Genomic DNA, 21,374 nt, shown 5'->3' with positions numbered 1-21,374 from the left:
ACTGTCTTTGTAAGGCCATTTCGCACCCACTGGCAAGTTACGCCCCGCCTTTGCGCGCCCTTGAAACTGGCGCACTGAGATGGCGCAAAAAAATTCCCGACTAACCAGTCAGATTCTTAACTGTTCAGACCAGTAAGACCTTGTTTTGCAAAAGCAATAATCGTAAGTACATGAAACTACTGACTATTGGCACAACTGATGCAATCGGGCACTTATCGAAATTGTTCGAATTTAATTACCCAGTCGGGAGACAGCCATGACCCACGCTAACCGCAGCCTACTCAGCATCCTGTTCGCTAGCTTGATGTTCGGCATGACCACAGCCAGCGCTGACGGCCTCAGTGACATTAGCGAGCGTGGGGTGTTGAAAGTTGCAGTTCCACAAGATTTTCCGCCCTTTGGTTCGGTGGGTCCTGATCTGAAACCTCGTGGTCTGGATATCGACACCGCACAACTGCTGGCTGACAAACTCTCGGTAAAACTGGAACTCACGCCGGTTAACAGCACCAACCGCATTCCATTCCTGACCACTGGCAAAGTTGATCTGGTCATCTCCAGCCTGGGTAAAAACCCTGAGCGCGAATCGGTAATTGATTTCTCGAAGGCTTACGCGCCCTTCTATCTGGGTGTGTTTGGTCCGGAGGATGACGCTGTGAAATCACTGGCTGATCTGTCTGGCAAAACCATCAGCGTCACCCGTGGCGCCATTGAAGACATCGAGTTGAGCAAGGTTGCACCTAAAGATGCAACGATCAAACGCTTCGAAGACAACAACTCGACCATCGCCGCCTACCTTTCTGGCCAGGTTGATCTAATCGCCAGCGGCAACGTCGTAATGTCAGCCATTGCTGAGCGCAATCCAAAGCGGGTGCCCGCGATGAAGCTCAACCTTAAGAACTCCCCCACTTATGTGGGCGTGAACAAGAACGAGCCAGCCTTACTCGACAAGGTGAACCAGATCATCACCGCCGCCAAGACCGACGGCAGCCTCAATAGCATCAGCGAAAAATGGTTGAAACAACCGCTGCCTGCCGACCTATAAGCCTTCACACCCAGTTGGAGGCCTGACTCGATGGCGTACCAGTTCAACTTTGTTCCCGTACTTGAAAATGCTGACCTGCTGCTGCAAGGCGCAATGTTCACGCTGGGCCTGACTTTCGTTGGCACGGTATTCGGCGTCGGTTTAGGAGTTATTGGCGCGGTATTACGCGCCTGGCAGATCAAACCATTCAATCGGGTCTTTGCGGTCTACGTTGAGCTGATACGCAACACGCCCTTTATTGTTCAGTTGTTTTTTATTTTCTTCGGCTTGCCCGCCCTTGGCGTACGCATGAATGAGTGGGAAGCAGCCGTGCTGGCGATGGTGATCAACCTCGGTGCCTATTCCACGGAGATTATCCGCGCAGGGATTCAAGCTGTTCCGTACGGCCAGATCGAAGCTGCTTCGGCATTGGCCATGAGCCGTTTTGAGATATTTCGCTATGTGGTCTTGCGCCCGGCGTTGAGCAAAGTCTGGCCCGCGCTATCAAGTCAGATAATCATCGTCATGCTGGGCTCCTCGGTGTGCTCGCAGATATCCACTGAAGAGTTGTCATTCGCCGCCAACTTCATTCAATCACGTAACTTCCGCGCCTTTGAAACCTATCTGGTCACAACACTGCTGTACCTGGCCATGGCGATCATTATTCGCCAGTTGCTGGCGTGGGTTGGCCGTCGCTTTATTGCAGGAGCGCGCTGATGGACTTCACCCTTTGGGACATTATCCGCAACCTGCTCACTGGCTTGCAGTGGACGCTGCTGTTGTCATTGGTGGCATTTGTCTGCGGCGGCATTGCCGGGTTGCTGGTATTACTGGCGCGAATCGCCCCGCTGCAGGCTTTGCGGGTTCTGGCTCACGGCTACATTGAGCTATTCCAGGGCACGCCTTTGCTGATGCAGTTATTTATGGTGTTTTTCGGCGTAGCCCTGCTTGGCATCGATGTTTCACCCTGGCTGGCTGCCGCCATCGCCTTGACGCTGTTCACCAGCGCGTTTCTCGCCGAGATCTGGCGCGGTTGTGTTGAGTCAATCCCGCGCGGACAGTGGGAAGCGTCAGAAAGCTTGGCCTTGTCGCGCCTCGAAGTATTGCGCCATGTGGTGCTACCGCAAGCCTTGCGTATCGCCATCGCGCCAACAGTCGGCTTCTCGGTGCAGGTCGTCAAAGGCACAGCGGTGACATCAATCATCGGCTTCACCGAACTGACCAAAACCGGCGGCATGCTGGCAAATGCCACATTTGAGCCGTTCATGGTTTATGGCTTTGTTGCGCTTGGCTACTTCCTACTCTGCTACCCCCTCTCGTTTGCTGCACACCGCCTGGAAAGGAGGCTCAATGTCACTGCTTAACGTCAGCGCCCTGCACAAATACTACGGCGACAATCACGTGCTCAAGGGGATCGACCTTGAGGTTGCCGAAGGTGAAGTAGTGGCCATCATCGGCCGCAGTGGCTCGGGCAAAAGCACCTTGTTGCGCACCCTCAATGGCTTGGAATCGATCAATGACGGGGTGATTGAGGTCGACGGCGAATACCTCGACGCCGCGCGTGCCGATTTACGCAGCTTGCGGCAAAAGGTCGGCATGGTGTTTCAGCAATTCAATCTGTTTCCACACCTGAGCGTTGGCGAAAATGTGATGCTCGCGCCTCAGGTCGTGAAAAAGATACCCCGCGAACAAGCTGCAACCTTGGCCCAGCAAATGCTCGATCGCGTCGGCCTTGGCGAGAAGTTTGCCGCGTACCCCGAGCAACTTTCAGGTGGTCAACAGCAACGCGTTGCCATTGCACGTGCCTTGGCCATGTCGCCCAAGGTGCTGCTGTGCGATGAAATAACCTCGGCGCTCGACCCGGAGCTGGTGAACGAGGTGCTGGCGGTGGTCAAACAATTGGCCAGCGAGGGCATGACCCTGATTATGGTCACCCATGAAATGCGCTTCGCCCGTGAAGTCGGCGACAAGCTGGTGTTTATGCATCAAGGCAAAGTGCATGAGGTGGGCGACCCAAAACAACTGTTTGCCGAACCGCAAACCGCAGAGCTGCGCAATTTCATTAGCTCGGTTCATTTATGAGCAAGGCCTGCAACAATCACTGTTGATGTCGTTATAAATGACTTTGCAAGATTTATTCAGGCTTTACAAAAACCTCAGCAGGCGCCCGCCTGCTGGTGCGGTAATGTCTTTATGACTAGCAAAAATATCTGCTACCAGATTGCTAGGCGTTGGCGTGACCGATTGATCGTGGCACGATGACCGAGTTCAGCATCGAGATCTCACATGCCATGCCAGAAAACTCTAACGAGTCATACCCATTGATTGCCGCTATCGACCTTGGCTCAAACAGCTTTCACATGGTGTTAGCCAAAGCCGATCATGGCGAAATCCGTATCCTTGAGCGCCTCGGCGACAAGGTGCAACTCGCCGCAGGTATCAATGAAGAGCGGGTTCTCAACGAAGAAGCCATGCAACGCGGCATCGACTGCTTGCGCCGCTTTGCTCAACTCACCGCAAACCTGCCTCAAGGCGCGGTACGCATAGTCGCTACCAATGCCTTGCGTGAAGCCCGTAATCGCGCGGAGTTCATCCAACGCGCCGAAGAAGTGCTGGGCCACCCGGTTGAAGTGATTTCAGGGCGTGAAGAAGCCCGACTGATCTATTTGGGTGTATCACACAGCATCGCCGACACCCCCGGAAAGCGCCTCGTTACTGACATTGGCGGTGGCAGCACCGAATTCATTATCGGCAAACGGTTTGAACCCCTGCTACGCGAAAGCCTGCAAATGGGTTGCGTGAGCTATACCCAGCGTTTTTTCAAAGACGGCAAGATTACTCAAGCGCGTTACGCTCAGGCTTACACTGCTGCACGTCTCGAAATAATGGGTATCGAGCATGCACTGCGGCGCATGGGCTGGGAGGAAGCCGTCGGCGCTTCTGGCACCATCAAGGCAATCGGCCTGACCATTCAAGCAGCAGGCTTGGGTAAAGGTGAAGTCAACAGTGAAGGTCTGGCTTGGCTCAAGCGCAAAGTACTCAAGTTGGGTGACGTTGAAAAACTCGACCTCGATGGAATCAAAACAGATCGTCGCGGCATTTTCCCGGCTGGCCTGGCAATCATGGAAGCCATTTTCGATGCCTGCGAACTGAACTGCATGTCGCATTCAGAAGGTGCGCTGCGAGAAGGTGTGCTTTATGACCTGCTCGGCCGCCATCATCATGAAGATGTCCGTGAGCGCACACTGAGCGCGCTGATGGAGCGTTATCACGTTGACCTTGATCAAGCCGCCCGCGTCGAATCGAAGGCTCTCGAGGCACTCGCACAGGTTGAGAAAACGTGGTCGCTAAAAGAAGATTGGCACAAAGAGCTGCTGGTCTGGGCCGCACGCGTCCATGAACTGGGTTTGGACATCGCCCACTACCAATATCACAAGCATGGCGCCTATCTGGTTGAGCACTCTGACTTGGCCGGTTTCTCACGCATCGACCAGCAGATGCTGGCCTTACTGATACGCGGCCACCGACGCAATATCCCCAAGGACAAGCTCGCCGAATTCGGCAAAGAAGGCGTCAAGCTGATTCGCCTGTGCGTGTTGCTACGTTTTGCGATTCTGTTCCATCACATCCGCAGCACTCAGGATATGCCCAAGGTGGAACTAAATGCCTCTGGGCAGAGCCTTGAATACCGCTTCCCGGATGGCTGGCTGGAAGCCAACCCGTTAACCCAGGCTGACTTCACTCAGGAAGCCGAGTGGTTAAAGCGCGTCGGTATCGAGCTTAGCGTGCGCTAACCAGCGGTACAGTCAGCTTATCAAGCAACCCAGCCTGCGCACTGCGCGGGTTCTGGTTGCCGGTCGGGCTGCTTTGCAGGTAGCGACCGTCAGGCTGCAATACCCAGCTGTGGGTGTTGTCGCTGAGGTACATTTCCAGCTCTTTCTTGACCCGCATGATCAGCTTTTTGCCCTCGACCGGAAACGCGGTTTCTACGCGCTTATCGAGGTTGCGCTCCATCCAGTCAGCACTCGACAGGTAAATCTTCTCCTCGCCTTCGTTGAGGAAGTAGAAGACCCGCGTGTGCTCAAGGAAGCGACCAATAATCGAGCGCACCTGAATGTTGTGCGAAACGCCCGGAATACCCGGACGCAGGCAGCACATGCCACGCACAACCAGGTCAATCCTGACCCCGCTCTGACTGGCTTTATACAAGGCACGAATAATCTTCGGGTCAGTCAGTGAGTTGAACTTGGCCATGATGTGAGCAGGCTTGCCTTCAGTGGCCAGCAAGGTCTCTTTGGCGATCATGTCGAGCAAGGTCTTTTTCAGGGTAAAAGGCGCATGCAGCAACTTCTTCATGCGCAGGGTTTTACCCATGCCGATCAACTGGCTGAACATCTTCGAGACATCCTCACACAGCGCAACGTCCGCCGTTAGCAGGCTGTAATCGGTGTAAAGACGCGCGTTGCCCGCATGATAGTTACCCGTGCCCATATGCGCATAACGCACAATATCGCCACTTTCACGGCGCAGGATCAGCATCATCTTGGCGTGGGTTTTAAAGCCGACCACACCGTAAATAACCACCGCACCTGCAGCCTGCAAACGGCTCGCCAGCTGTAGGTTGGACTCTTCATCAAAGCGAGCGCGCAGCTCAATAACCGCCGTCACTTCTTTACCGTTGCGTGCTGCTTCAACCAGCGCATCGACAATTTCCGAGTTAGCACCCGAGCGATACAGGGTTTGCTTGATCGCCAGTACGTGCGGGTCTTTGGCCGCTTGGCGCAGCAAATCCACGACCGGTGTGAATGACTCAAACGGGTGCAGCAACAGAATGTCTTGCTTGCTGACAACGTTGAAGATGTTGTCACTGTTTTGCAGCAGCTTGGGAATAACCGGGGTAAAAGGCGTGTATTGCAGCTCTGGATGGCTTTCCAAACCAGTGACGCTGAACAGTCGCGTCAGGTTTACCGGGCCGCCGACACGGTATAGCTCGCTGTCGGCCAGGCCGAACTGCTTGAGCAAATAATCGCTGAGGTTTTTCGGGCAGGTATCAACTACCTCAAGACGCACCGCATCACCATAACGCCGCGAGAACAGCTCGCCGCGCAGCGCACGCGCCAAGTCTTCCACATCCTCGGTATCAACCGACAAGTCGGCGTTACGTGTCAGGCGGAACTGATAGCAACCCTTGACCTTCATGCCGACGAACAAGTCATCAGCGTGGGCGTGGATCATTGACGACAAAAACACATAATTATCGCCCGCACCACCAACCTCTTCCGGCACGCGGATAATCCGCGGCAGCAAGCGTGGCGCTGGGATAATCGCCAAGCCCGAGTCGCGACCGAAAGCATCAACACCTTCGAGCTCAACGATAAAGTTCAGGCTCTTGTTGACCAACAATGGGAATGGGTGCGTTGGGTCAAGACCGATCGGGGTGATGATCGGCGCAATTTCATCGCGAAAATAGCGCCGCACCCATGCCTTGATCTTGGTATTCCAATGCCGCCGGCGGATAAACCGCACATTGTGTTTTTCCAGTGCCGGCAACAGCGTTTCATTCAAAATCGTGTACTGACGCGTGACTTGCTCATGCACCAGCTCAGAGATACGCGCCAACGCCTGATGCGGCTGCAAACCGTCAGCAGCCGCTTGTTCACGGGCGAAAGTGATCTGTTTTTTCAGGCCCGCAACACGAATCTCGAAGAATTCATCCAGATTGCTGGAGAAGATCAATAAGAACTTCAGGCGTTCCAACAACGGATATGACTCATCCAGCGCCTGCTCAAGCACGCGGATATTGAATTGCAGCTGCGACAGCTCGCGGTGGATATACAGGCTGCTGTCATCCAGGCTCGGCACCACCATTGGCGGCGCCGGATGCGTCTCTGCGACAACAGGTGCAGCAGGCTCAACAACCTGTGCCGGAGCCTCAACGACAACCGGCTCTTCAGTTTGCAATTCAGTCAATCCTTCGGTGTTCATTCGCGGGGTTCCTAGGGGTTATTGCCCTTGTTTTAACAGTTCGGCCGCACGCACGGCAAAGTAAGTCAGAATACCGTCAGCGCCTGCACGCTTGAAGCCAGTCAGCAACTCAAGAATGACTGCCTCACTGAGCCAGCCATTCTGAATGGCAGCCATGTGCATGGCGTACTCACCACTGACTTGATAGACAAAGGTTGGCACCTTGAATTCCTGTTTGACGCGCCAGACGATGTCGAGATACGGCATACCCGGTTTAACCATGACCATGTCCGCGCCTTCAGCCAGGTCGGCGGCCACTTCGTGAAGCGCCTCGTCACCGTTAGCCGGATCCATCTGGTATGTATTCTTGCTGCCTTTACCTAAGTTAGCAGCTGAGCCCACGGCGTCTCGGAATGGCCCGTAATAGGCGCTGGCGTATTTGGCGGAGTAAGCCATGATCCGCACATTGGTATGGTCAGCCAATTCCAGTGCTTCCCGGATCGCCTGAATACGCCCGTCCATCATGTCCGAAGGGGCAACAACCTGAGCACCCGCATCGGCATGCGACAGCGCTTGCTTGACCAGTGCATCAACGGTGATGTCGTTCTGCACATAACCGTCTGCATCGAGAATGCCGTCTTGACCGTGAGTGGTGAATGGGTCCAATGCCACATCGCTGATCACACCCAGCTCTGGGAAACGCGCACGCAATGCACGAATCGCGCGCTGGGCAATGCCTTCAGGGTTCCACGCTTCACTGCCATCCAGCGTTTTTTTCTCAAGCGGTGTGACCGGGAATAAAGCCAAGGCTGGAATACCCAACTCAACCCACTTTTCAGCCGCTTGCAGCAACAAGTCGATACTCAGCCGCTCGACGCCCGGCATCGAGGGGATTTGTTCGCGGCGATTGTCACCGTCAAGTACAAAGACCGGCAGAATCAGGTCATCAACACTCAGGCGGTTTTCGCGCACCAGGCGCCTGGAAAAATCATCACGACGGTTACGACGCAGGCGTGTGGCGGGGAACAGACGGTGGGCAGGGGTAAAACTCACGACAGGCTCCATAGCCCGTAGCAACGGGCGAGTGTGACAGTTATAAACCAACATTATGACCAATTAATGACAGTCTTCAGCGAACTGCGACTGCGCGTCGCAGTCAAACCAATCAACGTCAAAAATAGCGATACTCGGCCTATCTAAACGAGCGGGCGAGGACGCGGGCAACGACTCATCGGATGATTGTACCCTCCAGCCGTGCGCCGTCGAGCGCAGCCGAGTATTTCCCGAGCAGCGGAAGAGGTAATCTAGGCGCCTTCATGGCTGAGACACCTTCAGGAACCTCTGAAAAACTACTGCGCTAGATATTACTGCGTTAAAAAACTGCTCAAAATGCTCATTTACAACACGTAAACTCCGCTTTTTCGCATTTTTTTGCCTTGTACTCCCGTCGCTCGCTACCTTTTTCAGAGGTCCCCTTAATGCTCGAACATTTCATTCATCAGTTCGGTTATGTGGCGCTGGTTATTGGCACATTTATCGAAGGCGAGGCCACGGTACTGCTCGGCGCGTACCTTGCCTTACAAGGTTATTTGAAGATTGAGTGGGTGGCGTTTTTTGCCTTCTGCGGCACCCTGGCGACAGATCAGTGGTGGTACTTTCTCGGTCGTCGACACGGGCGCAAGTTACTCGCAAAGAAACCGAAATGGCAAAAGGCTGGCGATAAAGCGCTGCATCACTTACGGCGCAACACAGACTTATGGGTTCTGAGCTTTCGTTTTATCTACGGTATGCGCATGGTCATGCCGCTGGCCATCGGTATGACCGGCTACTCATGGCGACGCTATCTGCTGCTAGACAGCATTGCCGTTGCGGTCTGGTCGATTGGCATCAGCTACGCTGCCTATCACTTGGGCAGCGCGTTGCAGTCGGTGCTCGGCGATTTACGCCGCTATGAGTTTTACCTGCTGGGCAGCATCGCAGTGATCGGCTTAAGCCTTTGGCTATACAGCTTGCTCAAAGCGCGCCGCAAGCAGCCTCCAGCGTTATAAACCGCCAGCTAGAAGCCTCAAGCAATAACCCGTTCACGCCGCAACGGGCTGGTCACTGCGCCGCTCAGCCAGCAGCGCAACACAGCTCAAAGCGCTGTATGCCGCCACAAGCAGCCAGGCCAGACCGCTCATGTGGAGCACACTCTGTAAGTCAGCCAACCACAGCAGCGGCACATTGGACGCCAGGCGCAGCAGTTCAATACGCGTCGACCAATCACGGTTTTCCAACCACACTCCAATGCAGTACAAACCAAAACCAACCCAGATACAGCCAACCAATAATGCCAGCACACTCAACTGCTCGGCGTTGGCCATGAAGTAACTGCCGCCGAGCACATAAACGCTAAATTGCAGCGTGGCATAAACCTTACGATAAGCACTCAGCGGCACATCAAACTTAACAAACTGGCTCAGGTCGGGCTTGGCTTGCGGATACGCAGCAGCCACATCGGCCGGCCGCCAGCCAGTGCGCATAAACCATATGCGCAGTTTGTCCCAGGTTGATGACGTGCGCTTGGCGTCTTGCCACAGCGCCGCATACACCTGCAGATTGGCCCATAGTGGATTCCAGCTGGCCAATGGCGTGGTTACGCCAAACACCACCGGATGTTCGTCGAGTTCTTCTTGAAAGGAACCAAACAAACGATCCCAGAGGATAAATACACCACCGTAGTTACGGTCCATGTAAATCTGGTTTTGCGCGTGATGCACACGGTGGTTTGACGGTGTGATAAACAACCACTCGAACCAGCCCAGCTTAGGGATGTGCCGGGTGTGGACCCAGAACTGATAAAGCAGATTCAACGAGGCCACCGCCAGAAATACCAGTGGCGGCACCCCGACCAGCGCCATCGGCAGGTAAAAAATCCATCCGAAGAGAAACCCTGTGCTGGTCTGACGCAAGGCGGTGGTGAGATTGTATTCTTCACTCTGGTGATGCACCGAATGTGCCGCCCAAAGCACATTGCGCTCGTGGCCCAAACGATGATTCCAGTAATAACAAAAATCGTATACGACAAAGGCAAACAGCCACACCCAAAGACTGTCTGCGGCTAATTCAAACAGGCCAAAATGCTCCCAGGCAACGGTATAGGTAAGCAAACCAATGACTTTGGTCACCAGCCCAACCGTGGTCGACAACACGCCAGCACTGATGCTGTTGATCGAGTCAGAAAGCCTGTAGGTACTGACGCCTCGCCAGCGATCAGCCAACAGCTCAAGGGCGATCAACACAAAGAAAAATGGCACTGCATAAAGAATGTAATTCATATCTCAGCCGTATCGTTATGATTATCCTGGCGCGAAAGCCTGTAACTGGTTCATCACGAAAGGTGAACAAAACCGCAACAGACTCTACTATCAAGCGTAAGTCAGCCGGACGCCTCATTCGCGGCCGAACAAGCCAAATACAGTGGCAGATGACGACACAAAACCTGCACTGATAGCCGGCAAGCGGTCGACTCACCCTGCGAAGACAAGCATAGCCACATGCAACAACCGGCCTAATTAACAGTCGAACATTTATAGCGTGCGTGATTTGGCGCCGCAGTACCGACTGGCGCAGCATTTATGGGGAGCCAGCCCGCATTAAAATTATGTTCACTGGCCCGAAGGGCGGTCGTCAGCGAGTCAAACGGGCGAGAAGCGACTGGAGTTGCGCTCGATTTTACGGGCGGCAAATAACTACCTGTACAGATTTTTAACGTGGTATCGACTGCCTCAGTCATACTAAGCGCAGTAGTTTTTCAGCGGTTTCTAAGGGGAACTCAATGAATAAAAAAGTTGCTGTAATTCTTTCAGGTTGCGGCGTGTATGACGGCGCCGAGATCCACGAAAGCGTAATCACCCTACTGCGCCTGGATCAACGAGGCGCGCAGGTACAATGTTTTGCGCCAGATGTGCCGCAACTGCATGTGGTCGACCATCTGACCGGCGATGAAACCAGTGAAACGCGCAATGTGCTGGTCGAGTCTGCACGCATCGCCCGTGGCGAAATCAAAAATGTCCATGAGTTGAGCGCTGAGAACTTCGACGCGCTAATCATTCCTGGCGGTTTTGGTGCAGCGAAAAACCTGTCTGACTTCGCTGTCACTGGCGCCAGCTGCACAGTGCAGCCTGACGTATTGAAGGCTGTGCAGAGCTTCGTCACGGCGAACAAACCGGTTGGCTTGATGTGTATCGCTCCCGCCATGGCTGCGCGCTTCTTCGGCGAAGGCGTCAACTGCACCATCGGCAACGATCCTGACACCGCCAGTGCGATGACGGCGATGGGCGCAATTCATCACGACTGCGAGGTCAGTGAGATATTTGTAGACGAGCCGCGCAAGCTAGTCACAACACCCGCTTATATGCTTGCGCAGTCGATAAGCGAAGTCGCATCGGGCATCTACAAGCTTGTTGACCGGGTGCTGGAGATGACCCACAAGTAGGTTGGTTTGTAACTTTATTGCAGGGTTATCTGGCCAATGAGCGCGGCACTCCCGCCGCGCCTCTGGCTAAAACCTGCGCGCTAGGCCAGCGTGAGTAAAACCTCAAGCAAGCGATCACTCATGATCCACCCGGCCTTTACTCTGACTGACGAAATGAATCAGGCGATCAGCGCCTTCTTCCAACGCATCCCGTTTAACCAGTCGCTGGGCATCACCATCGACCACCTTTCAACAGAGTCAGTGCGCATGAGCCTGCCGATGAAGCCTGAGCTGATCGGCAACTTTGTCCACGGCATTCTTCACGGTGGCGTTATCGCGACCATCCTTGATGTGTCAGGCGGTGCGATGGCGTTGATTGGCGCATTTGAACGCCATCAACACCTCGACAGCAACGAGCGCATGGCCCGCCTGTCAAAGCTGGGCACCATCGACCTGCGCATCGATTATTTGCGACCGGGGCGTGGACAGAGTTTTACCGCAAACGCTGTACTGCTTCGCTCTGGCAACAAAGTCGCGGTTGTTCGCAGCGAATTGCACAGCGATGACGGCACTCTGATTGCTGTCGGCACCGGCACCTATTTATGCGGCTGAAGCTTTAGGTTATTCGGCTGAAGCTATAAACCAACGCAATACCGCTCAGACCCGCGTCAAGCGCGTGAGGATGCGATCGAGCGAGTTGGCAAACTGTTGGCGGTCTTTGTCTGAATAAGCCCCCTGTCCGCCGCCCATCTGGCCTTGCTCACGCAAATCGGTGAACAGGTTACGCACAGCCAGACGCTCGCCCATATTGCGCTCATCAAACTCTTTACCGCGCGGGTCGAGCGCCGCCACGCCCTTTTTGACCAAGCGGTCCGCGAGCGGCACGTCACTGCAGATCACCAACTCACCGGGCACCGCGTGCTCGACCAAATAATCATCGGCGGCATCTGGCCCGCTCGGTACAACGATCAAGCGCACACAAGCAAAGTTAGGGCGCGGTTGCGCTTGCCCGGCAACCAGCACGACCTCAAAGCCGCGCTTCAGAGCGAACTTCACCACTTGATCGCGCGCAGCTCTCGGGCAGGCATCTGCATCTATCCATACACGGGTCATGCAGGTTTTCCTAATGGGTTAGCGGCGAGCACAATGGCAAGCCGGGTTTGGTTTTTAGCCTTGGCTGTTACTCAGTGCTAACCGTTGCGCGCTGCCGATCATTCAACCAACTGCGACCGTAAAGCAATGCGATCGCAATCAACGCCGCCGCTTGGGCGCTAAGGCTGTAGGCGTCTGGGTGGATACCCAACCAATCAAACTCGAAGAAGTTGACCGGGCGCGTACCAATCACTCCAGCCTCTTGCAAGGCTGCCACACCGTGGCCAGCAAACACTACCGAAAGCACGCACAGCAGAATCGCATTGAGGGTGAAAAAGGTGGCCAACGGCAACTTGCGCGAACCCCGTAGGATTACCCAGGCAATGCCCAGCAACAGTACTAACGCAACACCTGCACCAGCGACGACCATGTCGTGGCCTGCGGGCCCGGCCTGCAGCCACAGGGTCTCGTAGAACAGAATCACTTCAAACAGTTCGCGGTATACCGAGAAGAACGCCAGCAGGGCAAAACCGAAACGACCACCGCTGCCAACCAGACTGCTTTTGATGTAGCTCTGCCAAGCAGCCGCATGCCGCCGATCATGCATCCACACACCAAGCCATAGCACCATGACACTGGCAAACAACGCCGTTGAACCTTCGAGTAATTCACGCTGGGCACCGCTGACATCAATCAAGTAGGCCGCCAAGGCCCAGGTGCCGAAACCTGCCAGCAGAGCCAAGCCCCAACCGACATGCACGCTGCGCACCGCTTTTTCCTGACCGGTGTTGCGCAGGAATGCCAGAATCGCAGCTAGAACCAGAATGGCTTCAAGGCCTTCTCGCAGCAAAATCAACAGACTGGAAATAAAGGTCAGTGAAGCCGACATGCCATCGCCGCTGTCGAGCTGCGCGGCGGCCTTGCCGAGCTCCGCCTTTGCCTGCTCCAGACGTTGCGCCGCCTCTCCTACCGAAAGATTGTCCTGCAACGCCTGACGATAAGCCATCAGCGACTTCTCAGTGGTCTTGCGCTGTACCGAATCGATGTTGTCTAGCGCGCTCTCAACCAGCTCGAAGCCTTCAAGGTAAGCGCCGACTGAAAGATCGTATGCCTGTTCCCTATCACCACCGCGATACGCCTTGAGGCTTTTTTCCAGGGTCTGCTCGGTGTGACTAATCAGCTGCGCGGCTCCGCGCTTCTCAACCGGCGGAACGGCACGCTGGGCACGGAACAGTGCAGCCGCCTCTTTGCCTTGAGCTGACTCCACTTCGGCAGGTGTTTGCTCAGCCAAGCTGGCGATACCGAACGGCTTGCCCTTGAGCGATGCGTCTGCGGTGAAACTGGCAATATAGCTGGCCAAATCCCAACGCTGACGATCATCTAGTTGATCAGCAAAGGCCACCATGTCGGTACCTTCGATACCTAATCCGATGGTGTTGTAGATGTCATAAAGGCTCAAGTGATCCATTCGCGCTGCATTGCGCAGGTTTGCCGGTGGCGGCTCAAGACCAATGCCAGCCGGGCCATCGCCAGCACCTGTAGCGCCGTGGCATACCGAGCAGTTCTGCGCAAACAGTGGCTCGCCACGCGTAGGGTCTGGGGTGATAGATGGCGCCTGAGTTACTTCATAACTGCTTGCCAGCAACGCGGCCAGTTGCCGCGCTTGCAGCGCTACCACTATGCCTTCGTCACGTTGCTCGACGTGTTTACGCAAGCTGGCGACGCCTGTTTCCAGCTGGTCACGATTGTCGTTGGCGGGCAGGGCCACGATTAAACCTTGGAGTACACCAAGAAACTCCAGCTGCTCGCGGTATTCGCCAGCATCAACGACTTCACCGTTGGCAACCGTCGCGGGGTAGTCCGCCCCCAAATACCCCAGCATATGTAATGCCTGAGCCGCTCCATCGGTTGGCTCGGCCAAGGCTGACAGGCTGCAAAGCACCATCAACGGCAACAATAGCCAAGTAAAAATACGACGTTGAAAGTGCATATGGAACTCAATGTCAAATACGAATGTGTGTCGTTATATTGTTATCTCCCTAACGACTTTCCTCAACCTCTGAGTTCCGGATGACGGGCGACTATTTGTCGCAAACCGTCGACATGAAAAGTCGCAAGCTTCGCAAGAGCGCGCTAAGCAATTACCAAATCGACGAAATATTGTTTTGCGCTAAACCGTTTAACACACAACCTGTGTTGATAGGCATTAACCAACACGCACGATTAAGCGCCTAAGCCTACAGGCAGCAGGCTAGTTTTTGCGTATGGCGTTGAGGGCCGTCGGCTGGGGACTAGCCGTTATAAAATGGCGTGCAACTTTGGCGCAACGACTCTGAAAGCGGGTCGTCTGAAAGCACTAGCAAATCCAGGTCGACATCTTCCGGTAGCATCTCGGCGACAGCCGCTGCTAGACGCCGCTGCGCAGCAATCCCGACCGGGCTGATAGCGAGTAACAAGCGGGGTGACTGGGTATCACCCTGCGTGCGCAAGGCGGCGAAATAAGCCTGCGTAATCGCCAACTCTGCACAGGTCGCAATCAAGGCTTTTTCTAGGGGCGGTAAGCTCAATGCAGCAATAGTTAAACGTGGCTTTTGTTCAGTGACATCTGGCTCAACTAATGTGCGCGTCATTCTGTTACTCAGTCAAATTAATACAGACCAAAGCCTCCCAAGAGCGATGACACTCTCAGGTTTAAGCACGAGCGTACCACATCAAGCAGCAGTGCGACGAACCGTTGCCAATAAGCTTGCAGCACCCACAAAAAGAACCGCAAAGCTCCGGTTCATAAGCCGCTGCTGGCTGGGCGAACGCAACATGCGCAAGACCCGTGAAGCAAGCCCTGTGTAACCCGCCATGACAATCAGATCGACAAAAATCATGGTCACACCCATCACTGCATATTGCGCCACCAATGGCTCATGCGGATTCAAAAACTGGGGCAACACGGCGAGCATGAAGACGATGGCTTTAGGGTTGCTGAAGTTGACCAGAAAGCCACGCAAGACCAAGGTCAACGGCCGCCCGATTGGGCGTTCTGACGATTCGGCGCTAAGGTCGCTTGGCAGCGCCCGCCATTGCCGATATGCAAGGTAGACCAGATAGAAAACGCCAAACCATTTGATCAGGCTGAACGCTAAGGCTGAGGTCGCGAGAATCGCCCCAACCCCAGCCGCAACAATGATGATTTGCAAGGCCAAACCGATCTGCAGGCCAAGCGCATTCCAGTAGCCGCGCCAAAAGCCGTACTGCAGGCCAGCCGACATGGAGGCGATAGCGCCAGCACCCGGCGAGAGGCTAATGATCCAGCACGCCACAAAAAAAGCCAGCCAGGTTTCCAGCGCCATGATCCTGTCTCCGCACACATAAAGAAGGCTAGCCAGTAGCCTACCCTTTTCCTCTAAAACCGCCCAGCCTCGGCGGTACCATAATTGCGCAGACGCAAGCTTAATCCGATGAGCGCTTATGAAGCCTCTTCAAGTTGCTTTTGCAATGACTCAAGCGTTTCCAAGGCTTCCATCCAGCGCTCTTCGAGATCCGCCTCAAGGCTCTTGAACTTGGCTTGCTCGGCCAGCAAGTCGCGTAACTCATCTTTACGCGCCGCTTCATAAATCGCCGCGTCACCGAGCTTGCCTTCGACCACCGCAAGCTTGTCGTGCAGCTGACCTAATTGTTTCTCCAGCGAGTCGGCTTCGCGCTTATGCGGTGCCAACTGTTGACGCAATGCGGCAGCGGCCTGACGTTGCGCACGCTTGTCTGTTCTGTCCACACCCGCATCGGTACGCGCAGTGGTTACCGGCGCTTGGCGAGCACGGTAATCAACCAACCAGCGGGTATAGTCTTCGAGATCACCATCAAATACACGCATGCCGCCATCCGCCACCAACAAGAACTCGTCGGTGGTGCTTTTTAGCAAGTGACGATCGTGCGAAACCACAACCACGGCGCCGGTAAATTCTTGCAAGGCCATGGTCAACGCCAGACGCATTTCCAGATCGAGGTGGTTGGTCGGCTCATCGAGCAGCAGCAAGTTGGGCTTGCCCCACGCGATCAATGCCAGCGCCAATCGCGCCTTTTCGCCGCCGGAGAAGTTCTTTACCGGCTCGTCGCAGCGCGGGCCTCTGAAGTCAAAACCACCGAGAAAATCGCGCAACGTTTGTTCACGCTCAGTTGGCGCTACACGCTGGAAATGTAAAAGCGGACTGGCTTTGTCATCTAACGCATCAAGCTGATGCTGGGCAAAATAGCCGACAACCAGATTTTCTCCACGCTGCAAGTGACCTGAGATTGGTTGCAGTTCATTGGCCAGGTTTTTAATCAGTGTCGATTTACCTGCGCCATTCGGCCCGAGCAAACCAATACGCGCACCCGGTGCGAGATTGAGTTTCACATTCTGCAGAATTACCGTGTCGCCATAGCCGAGACGCGCATCATCAAGATCCAGCAGCGGGCTGGAAATCTTATCGGCTTCACGGAAGCTGAAGTCGAAAGGTGAATCAACATGAGCCGGGGCCAGTTCTTCAAGTCGCTCCAGTGCCTTGATTCGGCTCTGCGCCTGACGCGCCTTGGTGGCTTGCGCCTTGAACCGGGCGATGTACTTTTCCATGTGCGCGCGCTGTGCCTGCTGCTTCTCGAACGCTTGTTGTTGCTGGGCCATACGCTCGGCACGAGTGCGTTCGAACGCTGAGTAACCGCCGCGATAGAGCGTGAGCTTTTGTTGATCAAGGTGTACAACGTGATCAACCACCGCATCTAGAAAATCGCGGTCGTGAGAAATCAACAGCATGGTGCCGGGATAGCTTTTCAGCCAGCCTTCAAGCCACAAGATTGCATCGAGATCGAGGTGGTTGGTCGGCTCATCGAGCAGCAGCAGGTCGGATGGACACATCAACGCCTGCGCCAGATTCAGGCGCATACGCCAGCCACCGGAAAAATCGCCAACTTGACGATCCATCTGTGCATTATCGAAACCCAGCCCGGCGAGCAGTTTGCGTGCGCGAGCCTCTGCGGTATAACCGTCAAGGCTATCGAGCGCCGTATGCAAACGCGCGACAGCTGCGCCGTCCTGCTCAGCTTCAGCCACGGCCAACTCAGCTTGCACCTGACGCAGATGTACGTCACCGTCGAGCACATAATCGACCGCGATGCGCTCAAGAACGTCGACCTCTTGGCGCATATGGGCGATGCGCCAGTCAGCGGGCAACAGACAGTCACCCGCGTCGGCACTGAGTTCGCCACGCAACAAGGCAAACAGGCTGGATTTACCGGCGCCATTGGCGCCGATCAGACCGGCTTTGTGACCGGCGTGCAGGGTCATCTCAGCGTCTTCTAGCAAACGTTGAGGGCCGCGCTGTAATGTAAGGTTCAAGAGTCGAATCATAATGGCGGCGGAGTCTATCAGAGTCCTTCGCGACAATCCCGGAAAGCACTATGTCCTCTGATCTGTGGCGATTCGCCGAAAGCTTTTATCAACGCCCCGAAGTCGAGCAGGCCTGCTTAACCCTGCAAGGCTTGGGTAGCGACGTGTGCTTACTGCTTTGCGCAGCCTGGCTGGGTAAGCGTGGGGTTAGCTACAACCCTGAGCATGCAGAGAAAATGCGCTTGCTCGCGCGCCCATGGCAACACGGAGTTGTGACGGCCCTGCGTCAGCTACGTCAAGATTGGCGTACAGCGGCTAACCATGACAGCGAGTTGGCGTTGCTACGTGAGCAAGTCAAGCGTCTGGAAATTGAGGCAGAACGAATACAGCTGCAACGTCTGGCCGCGTTGACACTGGGCTGGCAGGATGGCCCCGAAGAAACGCTAAAGGCTTGGCTGCAAGGCTTGGCACCCGTGCTTAACGAGACAGGCCGCGACGCGCTGGAACAACTGCACATCGCGGCCCAATATCGCTAACAGCTTAGGACTCAGTTGCAGGTTTCGCAGCTGGAGTCGTCACGCTGGCAGGTGTTGCAGGTGTTGATGCAGCAGGTGCAGCAGCAGGTGCCGGAGTTGCGGGTTTTGCTGCTGGCTTAACGGCGGGCTTGCGGACTACTGGTTTAGCCGCAGGTTTGGCGGCTGGCTTGGCCACTGGTTTCGCGGCAGGCTTTGCGGCAGGTGTTTTTGCAGCAGGAGCCTTGCTTGCAGGAGCCTTAGTTGCGGCAGGTTTAGCGGCCGGTTTTGCAGCTGCGGGCTTGCGCGCAGCCGGCTTGGCTGCTGGCTTGGCTGCTGGCTTGGCAGCAGGTTTTGCAGCTGTAGTTTTAGCCACTGGTTTGGCTGCAGCTGCGCGAGCTGGGGTCGGTTTTGCAGCAGCAGGTTTAGCCGCTGCGGGCGTCCGGGCTCCCGGTTTGCGTGCTGCGGGCTTCTTCGCTACCGGCTTGGCTGCAGGTTTCGCAGCAGGTTTCGCAGCTGTAGTTTTAGCCGCTGGCTTTGCAGCAGCACGTGCAGGCGCAGGTTTTGCTGCAGCGGGCGTCCGGGCTCCCGGTTTGCGCGCTGCCGGCTTACGGGCGACCGGTTTTGCCGCTGCCTTGGCTGGTGCAGCTTTAACGACTACGGGTTTGGCGTCGCGGCTAGCAATCGCTTTGCTCGCAGCTTCTTTAACTTTGCCCACGCCTTGGGCAAGCTTCAGGCTTTCCTGAGCATCACGTTTCAGCTTGACGATGTAGCCACGCGTTTCTGTCTGGCGATCTTTCAACGCATCCAACAGGTCTTCAAGCTCAGCAACGCTGGCTTTGGCTTTTTTCTGCGCTTTGTTTTTGCCAGCGTTGGCAGCGTCTTCCAACTTGCCACGCGCTTTGTGCAACTTTTCTTGGGCAGTGCCGCGTTGCTTCTCAAGCTTGGCGAGCAGTTTTTCTGCATCAACCAAGGCTTTGCTGCAAGCATCTTCCAAGAGCTCCATTAAGCTACCGGAAAGTTGCTGAAGTAGGTGCAACGGGGTCGAAACCGATTTTTTGTTTGCGCTCTTTTTCGCCGACATGGCTCGCCTCCTGGCGGTTGTTGATGAGCCCATACTAGACGCCTGACTGCACAGTCGCTAGTTATCTGCTCATTTGTTGAATTATTGGCGAAAATATTTCCACGTATGATCAACCACTTTACGCACTGAAACCGCCAATAATCGGACCTGACTTATTCTGACCAGCAATTCAACCGAATGTGCCGCAAGCCGCGCAAGCCGATATCACAGGCAACAAAAAAGCCCGGCACAGTCAGCCCATGCAGGCACCACAAAGTATCGTTAATAGAAGATTATCATCGCTGAATGCGAGAGATAGGACGCGGCTAAAAACACAGATTAAACAATGTCTTCAGCGCTAAGCTGCACAGAACCGAGCAGCTAGATGCAGCGTGTAATAGGTGTGTCGAGCCTAGTTGCTCACACACCCATTAAAGCGCCAACTATCGATTAGCCACAGCGCTTAAACCGCTGCAGTCGATTGCTCTTGATGCGCATTGTGCAACACTTCAATCAAGCAATCTTCGAGCTCGAAACGCTCGTGAAGCAATTGGCCCAATCGATTCAGTTCCGCAACCAATGAAGCATTGTCACGGCAGTCACCATTGTCACAGCGATCGTTAAACGACAGTGCAACCTCAGTGATGACGTCAATGCGTGGCCAGATCTGCTTGGCGAGTTCAAGACCGCGCTCATCACCAAAAGCTTTAGCTTCGTTGGTGAGTTGCTCGTAGACCTCGAAGTGGCCTGCTGAAACGTAATCGACCAAAACCTCGCAGAACTTTTGCACAGCAGGTTCATTGGTGCTTGCAGCGGTGGTCGGCACACTGGCTGCAGAATATGCCAAAACCAACTCTTCGCGTTCCTTGAGCCAACGATCAATCAGCAGGTGAACACCACCCCATCGTTCCTGAGCGTTCTGACAACTATCGAGCATGATGACCTCACTCCCCTTATCGGTTTCTCTGTTATACGCCCGATTAGAGACACTTTCCTAACAATCGGCTTATTCAATTTGCGACAGGAACCCTAAACGACGGGTGCCAACTGTTCTTGTAAAAGCCAGAGTATGCTCCCCGCCAATCACCATCAAGGCACTCTGTCGAGAAAATTTCATACGGGCGTTTAATCTGTGCCCCGCGCAAAGCAGGGCTTAGGGCTTAAGACTGGGGAATTGGTCGCTGCGCAGCCGCAAGACTGCGCAGCTGCAAAAGCAAATACTAGCTAGGTGAAGATTCACACGCGGCGAAATAACTGCAGCATTGAGAAGATGATCATCGCGATGAATGCCAACAGGCTCCATTCAGGAATGCTCATACCAAACAACGTCCAGTTGACCTCAGCACAGTCGGCTGAACCGTGTAATACCACGCGGATAATTTCTTGAAACGGCAGCGCGTTCATCATGTATTCAAGGCTGGGCAAGCAAGCAGGTAACTGGTCGGCCGGAACGCTTTGCAACCAAATCTGGCGGGCGGCAGTGCCTGCGCCGATCAAAGCACTAAACAAAGCGAGGCCAGCATATATTCGCCGACCGATGCGCCCCGGACCGTGAATGGCGGCAATTAAGCAAAACACCGCAAAAACAATCACCGCGATACGCTGCAGAATACACAGCGGGCAAGGTTCTAAGCCAACAACATGCTCAAGATAGAGCGCACCGCCCATCAAGGCGACGCAACCAAGGAAGGCGAGCAAAAATAGACTACGTGGGCTAGCCAAGTGCATGGTGGCTCCGAAGGATCATGACAAAGGCGCCTACGGTAGTAGAAAGCACCTAAGCGTTTCAAGGTAAAAGCGCGTTCTAGGGCAACTGACTGTCTCTTAACAGCAACCGCACGTCGGCTGAAGTGCGGGCCAAACCACCCGCCAATCAAGTCAAACCCAATAAAAAGCCCTTGCAAGCAAGG

Annotated in this window: 20 protein-coding genes; 9 read left to right on the top strand and 11 right to left on the bottom strand. The window is 54.8% G+C overall.

The features are described 5' to 3' along the window. The first annotated feature begins 256 nt into the window (after positions 1–256). The 5 genes from ACN0UH_RS04865 to ppx all read left to right on the top strand — a co-directional run bounded on the left by ACN0UH_RS04865 (position 257) and on the right by ppx (position 4,815). The gene (locus ACN0UH_RS04865; RefSeq protein WP_417660986.1) at positions 257–1,042 is read left to right on the top strand and encodes a transporter substrate-binding domain-containing protein; all 786 of its coding nucleotides are present in this window, start codon (positions 257–259) and stop codon (positions 1,040–1,042) included. A 30-nt stretch (positions 1,043–1,072) separates the two neighbouring features. Further along, a complete protein-coding gene (locus ACN0UH_RS04860) occupies positions 1,073–1,738 on the top strand; it encodes an amino acid ABC transporter permease (protein WP_417660985.1) in 666 nt (221 codons plus the stop codon). Beyond that, positions 1,735–2,385, top strand: coding sequence for an amino acid ABC transporter permease (locus tag ACN0UH_RS04855; RefSeq protein ID WP_417661112.1), 651 nt, complete (start codon positions 1,735–1,737; stop codon positions 2,383–2,385). Before ACN0UH_RS04860 ends, ACN0UH_RS04855 begins: the two co-directional genes overlap by 4 nt. Continuing rightward, positions 2,372–3,103 carry an amino acid ABC transporter ATP-binding protein gene (locus tag ACN0UH_RS04850; protein ID WP_087518689.1) on the top strand — a complete coding sequence of 244 codons (732 nt, stop codon included), beginning with the start codon at positions 2,372–2,374 and terminating at the stop codon, positions 3,101–3,103. Before ACN0UH_RS04855 ends, ACN0UH_RS04850 begins: the two co-directional genes overlap by 14 nt. 209 nt (positions 3,104–3,312) lie before the next feature. Continuing rightward, a complete protein-coding gene (ppx, locus tag ACN0UH_RS04845) occupies positions 3,313–4,815 on the top strand; it encodes an exopolyphosphatase (protein ID WP_417661111.1) in 1,503 nt (500 codons plus the stop codon). Here ppx and ppk1 read toward each other — a convergent pair. Both ppk1 and hemB read right to left on the bottom strand, forming a co-directional pair. Beyond that, on the bottom strand, positions 4,802–7,006 hold the full coding sequence (gene ppk1 / locus ACN0UH_RS04840) for a polyphosphate kinase 1 (protein WP_417660984.1): 2,205 nt from the start codon (positions 7,004–7,006) through the stop codon (positions 4,802–4,804). The genes ppx and ppk1 overlap by 14 nt on opposite strands. 18 nt (positions 7,007–7,024) lie before the next feature. Beyond that, positions 7,025–8,038 (bottom strand): porphobilinogen synthase, encoded by a 1,014-nt coding sequence (hemB, locus tag ACN0UH_RS04835; RefSeq protein WP_417660983.1) that lies wholly within the window; start codon positions 8,036–8,038, stop codon positions 7,025–7,027. 425 nt (positions 8,039–8,463) lie between these two features. Here hemB and ACN0UH_RS04830 point away from each other — a divergent pair, with 425 nt between their 5' ends. After that, positions 8,464–9,033, top strand: coding sequence for a DedA family protein (locus ACN0UH_RS04830; RefSeq protein ID WP_417660982.1), 570 nt, complete (start codon positions 8,464–8,466; stop codon positions 9,031–9,033). Positions 9,034–9,066: 33 nt separating this feature from the next. Here the strand turns inward: ACN0UH_RS04830 and ACN0UH_RS04825 are convergent, their stop codons facing one another. Continuing rightward, a complete protein-coding gene (locus ACN0UH_RS04825; protein ID WP_417660981.1) occupies positions 9,067–10,302 on the bottom strand; it encodes a sterol desaturase family protein in 1,236 nt (411 codons plus the stop codon). Between the two features lie 500 nt (positions 10,303–10,802). Here ACN0UH_RS04825 and elbB point away from each other — a divergent pair, with 500 nt between their 5' ends. Both elbB and ACN0UH_RS04815 read left to right on the top strand, forming a co-directional pair. Beyond that, complete coding sequence (gene elbB / locus ACN0UH_RS04820; protein WP_417660980.1) at positions 10,803–11,462, top strand: isoprenoid biosynthesis glyoxalase ElbB; 660 nt, start codon at positions 10,803–10,805, stop codon at positions 11,460–11,462. A gap of 120 nt (positions 11,463–11,582) precedes the next feature. After that, positions 11,583–12,053: a thioesterase family protein gene (locus tag ACN0UH_RS04815; protein ID WP_417660979.1), complete on the top strand. Its 471-nt coding sequence runs from the start codon at positions 11,583–11,585 to the stop codon at positions 12,051–12,053. Between the two features lie 45 nt (positions 12,054–12,098). Here the strand turns inward: ACN0UH_RS04815 and ACN0UH_RS04810 are convergent, their stop codons facing one another. From ACN0UH_RS04810 to ACN0UH_RS04790, 5 genes are all read right to left on the bottom strand, one after another. Next, positions 12,099–12,554, bottom strand: coding sequence for a YaiI/YqxD family protein (locus ACN0UH_RS04810; RefSeq protein ID WP_417660978.1), 456 nt, complete (start codon positions 12,552–12,554; stop codon positions 12,099–12,101). 67 nt (positions 12,555–12,621) lie between these two features. Next, a complete protein-coding gene (locus ACN0UH_RS04805) occupies positions 12,622–14,523 on the bottom strand; it encodes an FTR1 family protein (RefSeq protein ID WP_417660977.1) in 1,902 nt (633 codons plus the stop codon). 301 nt (positions 14,524–14,824) lie between these two features. Beyond that, a complete protein-coding gene (locus tag ACN0UH_RS04800; RefSeq protein WP_417660976.1) occupies positions 14,825–15,163 on the bottom strand; it encodes an enhanced serine sensitivity protein SseB C-terminal domain-containing protein in 339 nt (112 codons plus the stop codon). Between the two features lie 81 nt (positions 15,164–15,244). Beyond that, a complete protein-coding gene (locus ACN0UH_RS04795) occupies positions 15,245–15,877 on the bottom strand; it encodes a LysE family transporter (RefSeq protein WP_417660975.1) in 633 nt (210 codons plus the stop codon). A 116-nt stretch (positions 15,878–15,993) separates the two neighbouring features. Next, positions 15,994–17,910: an ATP-binding cassette domain-containing protein gene (locus ACN0UH_RS04790; protein ID WP_417660974.1), complete on the bottom strand. Its 1,917-nt coding sequence runs from the start codon at positions 17,908–17,910 to the stop codon at positions 15,994–15,996. Positions 17,911–17,960: 50 nt separating this feature from the next. On the opposite strand from ACN0UH_RS04790, the gene ACN0UH_RS04785 reads away from it, so the two are divergent. Then, entirely contained in the window at positions 17,961–18,425 is a 465-nt protein-coding gene (locus tag ACN0UH_RS04785; protein ID WP_417660973.1) for a TIGR02444 family protein, read from the top strand. Positions 18,426–18,429: 4 nt separating this feature from the next. Here ACN0UH_RS04785 and ACN0UH_RS04780 read toward each other — a convergent pair whose 3' ends face one another. The 3 genes from ACN0UH_RS04780 to ACN0UH_RS04770 form a co-directional block, all read right to left on the bottom strand. Then, entirely contained in the window at positions 18,430–19,485 is a 1,056-nt protein-coding gene (locus ACN0UH_RS04780) for an AlgP family protein (protein WP_417660972.1), read from the bottom strand. 442 nt (positions 19,486–19,927) lie between these two features. Further along, the gene (gene rsd, locus ACN0UH_RS04775; protein WP_417660971.1) at positions 19,928–20,401 is read right to left on the bottom strand and encodes a sigma D regulator; all 474 of its coding nucleotides are present in this window, start codon (positions 20,399–20,401) and stop codon (positions 19,928–19,930) included. 299 nt (positions 20,402–20,700) lie between these two features. After that, complete coding sequence (locus ACN0UH_RS04770) at positions 20,701–21,192, bottom strand: disulfide bond formation protein B (RefSeq protein ID WP_417660970.1); 492 nt, start codon at positions 21,190–21,192, stop codon at positions 20,701–20,703. Positions 21,193–21,374: the final 182 nt, after the last annotated feature.

This window comes from Pseudomonas sp. (assembly GCF_048265905.1).
Lineage (GTDB): Bacteria > Pseudomonadota > Gammaproteobacteria > Pseudomonadales > Pseudomonadaceae > Aquipseudomonas.
The sequence above is the reverse complement of the archived record's forward strand: the minus strand, read 5'-3'. Positions and strand labels throughout refer to the sequence as shown.

Bases quoted from the DNA above. Each gene is read 5' to 3' on its own strand.
- ACN0UH_RS04810 (WP_417660978.1), bottom strand. From the start codon at position 12,554: ATGACCCGTGTATGGATAGATGCAGATGCCTGCCCGAGAGCTGCGCGC.
- ACN0UH_RS04780 (WP_417660972.1), bottom strand. From the start codon at position 19,485: ATGTCGGCGAAAAAGAGCGCAAACAAAAAATCGGTTTCGACCCCGTTG.
- ACN0UH_RS04795 (WP_417660975.1), bottom strand. From the start codon at position 15,877: ATGGCGCTGGAAACCTGGCTGGCTTTTTTTGTGGCGTGCTGGATCATT.
- ppk1 (WP_417660984.1), bottom strand. From the start codon at position 7,006: ATGAACACCGAAGGATTGACTGAATTGCAAACTGAAGAGCCGGTTGTC.
- ACN0UH_RS04850 (WP_087518689.1), top strand. From the start codon at position 2,372: ATGTCACTGCTTAACGTCAGCGCCCTGCACAAATACTACGGCGACAAT.
- rsd (WP_417660971.1), bottom strand. From the start codon at position 20,401: ATGCTCGATAGTTGTCAGAACGCTCAGGAACGATGGGGTGGTGTTCAC.
- ACN0UH_RS04800 (WP_417660976.1), bottom strand. From the start codon at position 15,163: ATGACGCGCACATTAGTTGAGCCAGATGTCACTGAACAAAAGCCACGT.
- ACN0UH_RS04770 (WP_417660970.1), bottom strand. From the start codon at position 21,192: ATGCACTTGGCTAGCCCACGTAGTCTATTTTTGCTCGCCTTCCTTGGT.
- ACN0UH_RS04830 (WP_417660982.1), top strand. From the start codon at position 8,464: ATGCTCGAACATTTCATTCATCAGTTCGGTTATGTGGCGCTGGTTATT.
- ppx (WP_417661111.1), top strand. From the start codon at position 3,313: ATGCCAGAAAACTCTAACGAGTCATACCCATTGATTGCCGCTATCGAC.
- ACN0UH_RS04815 (WP_417660979.1), top strand. From the start codon at position 11,583: ATGATCCACCCGGCCTTTACTCTGACTGACGAAATGAATCAGGCGATC.
- ACN0UH_RS04860 (WP_417660985.1), top strand. From the start codon at position 1,073: ATGGCGTACCAGTTCAACTTTGTTCCCGTACTTGAAAATGCTGACCTG.
- ACN0UH_RS04865 (WP_417660986.1), top strand. From the start codon at position 257: ATGACCCACGCTAACCGCAGCCTACTCAGCATCCTGTTCGCTAGCTTG.
- ACN0UH_RS04785 (WP_417660973.1), top strand. From the start codon at position 17,961: ATGTCCTCTGATCTGTGGCGATTCGCCGAAAGCTTTTATCAACGCCCC.
- ACN0UH_RS04825 (WP_417660981.1), bottom strand. From the start codon at position 10,302: ATGAATTACATTCTTTATGCAGTGCCATTTTTCTTTGTGTTGATCGCC.
- ACN0UH_RS04790 (WP_417660974.1), bottom strand. From the start codon at position 17,910: ATGATTCGACTCTTGAACCTTACATTACAGCGCGGCCCTCAACGTTTG.
- elbB (WP_417660980.1), top strand. From the start codon at position 10,803: ATGAATAAAAAAGTTGCTGTAATTCTTTCAGGTTGCGGCGTGTATGAC.
- ACN0UH_RS04805 (WP_417660977.1), bottom strand. From the start codon at position 14,523: ATGCACTTTCAACGTCGTATTTTTACTTGGCTATTGTTGCCGTTGATG.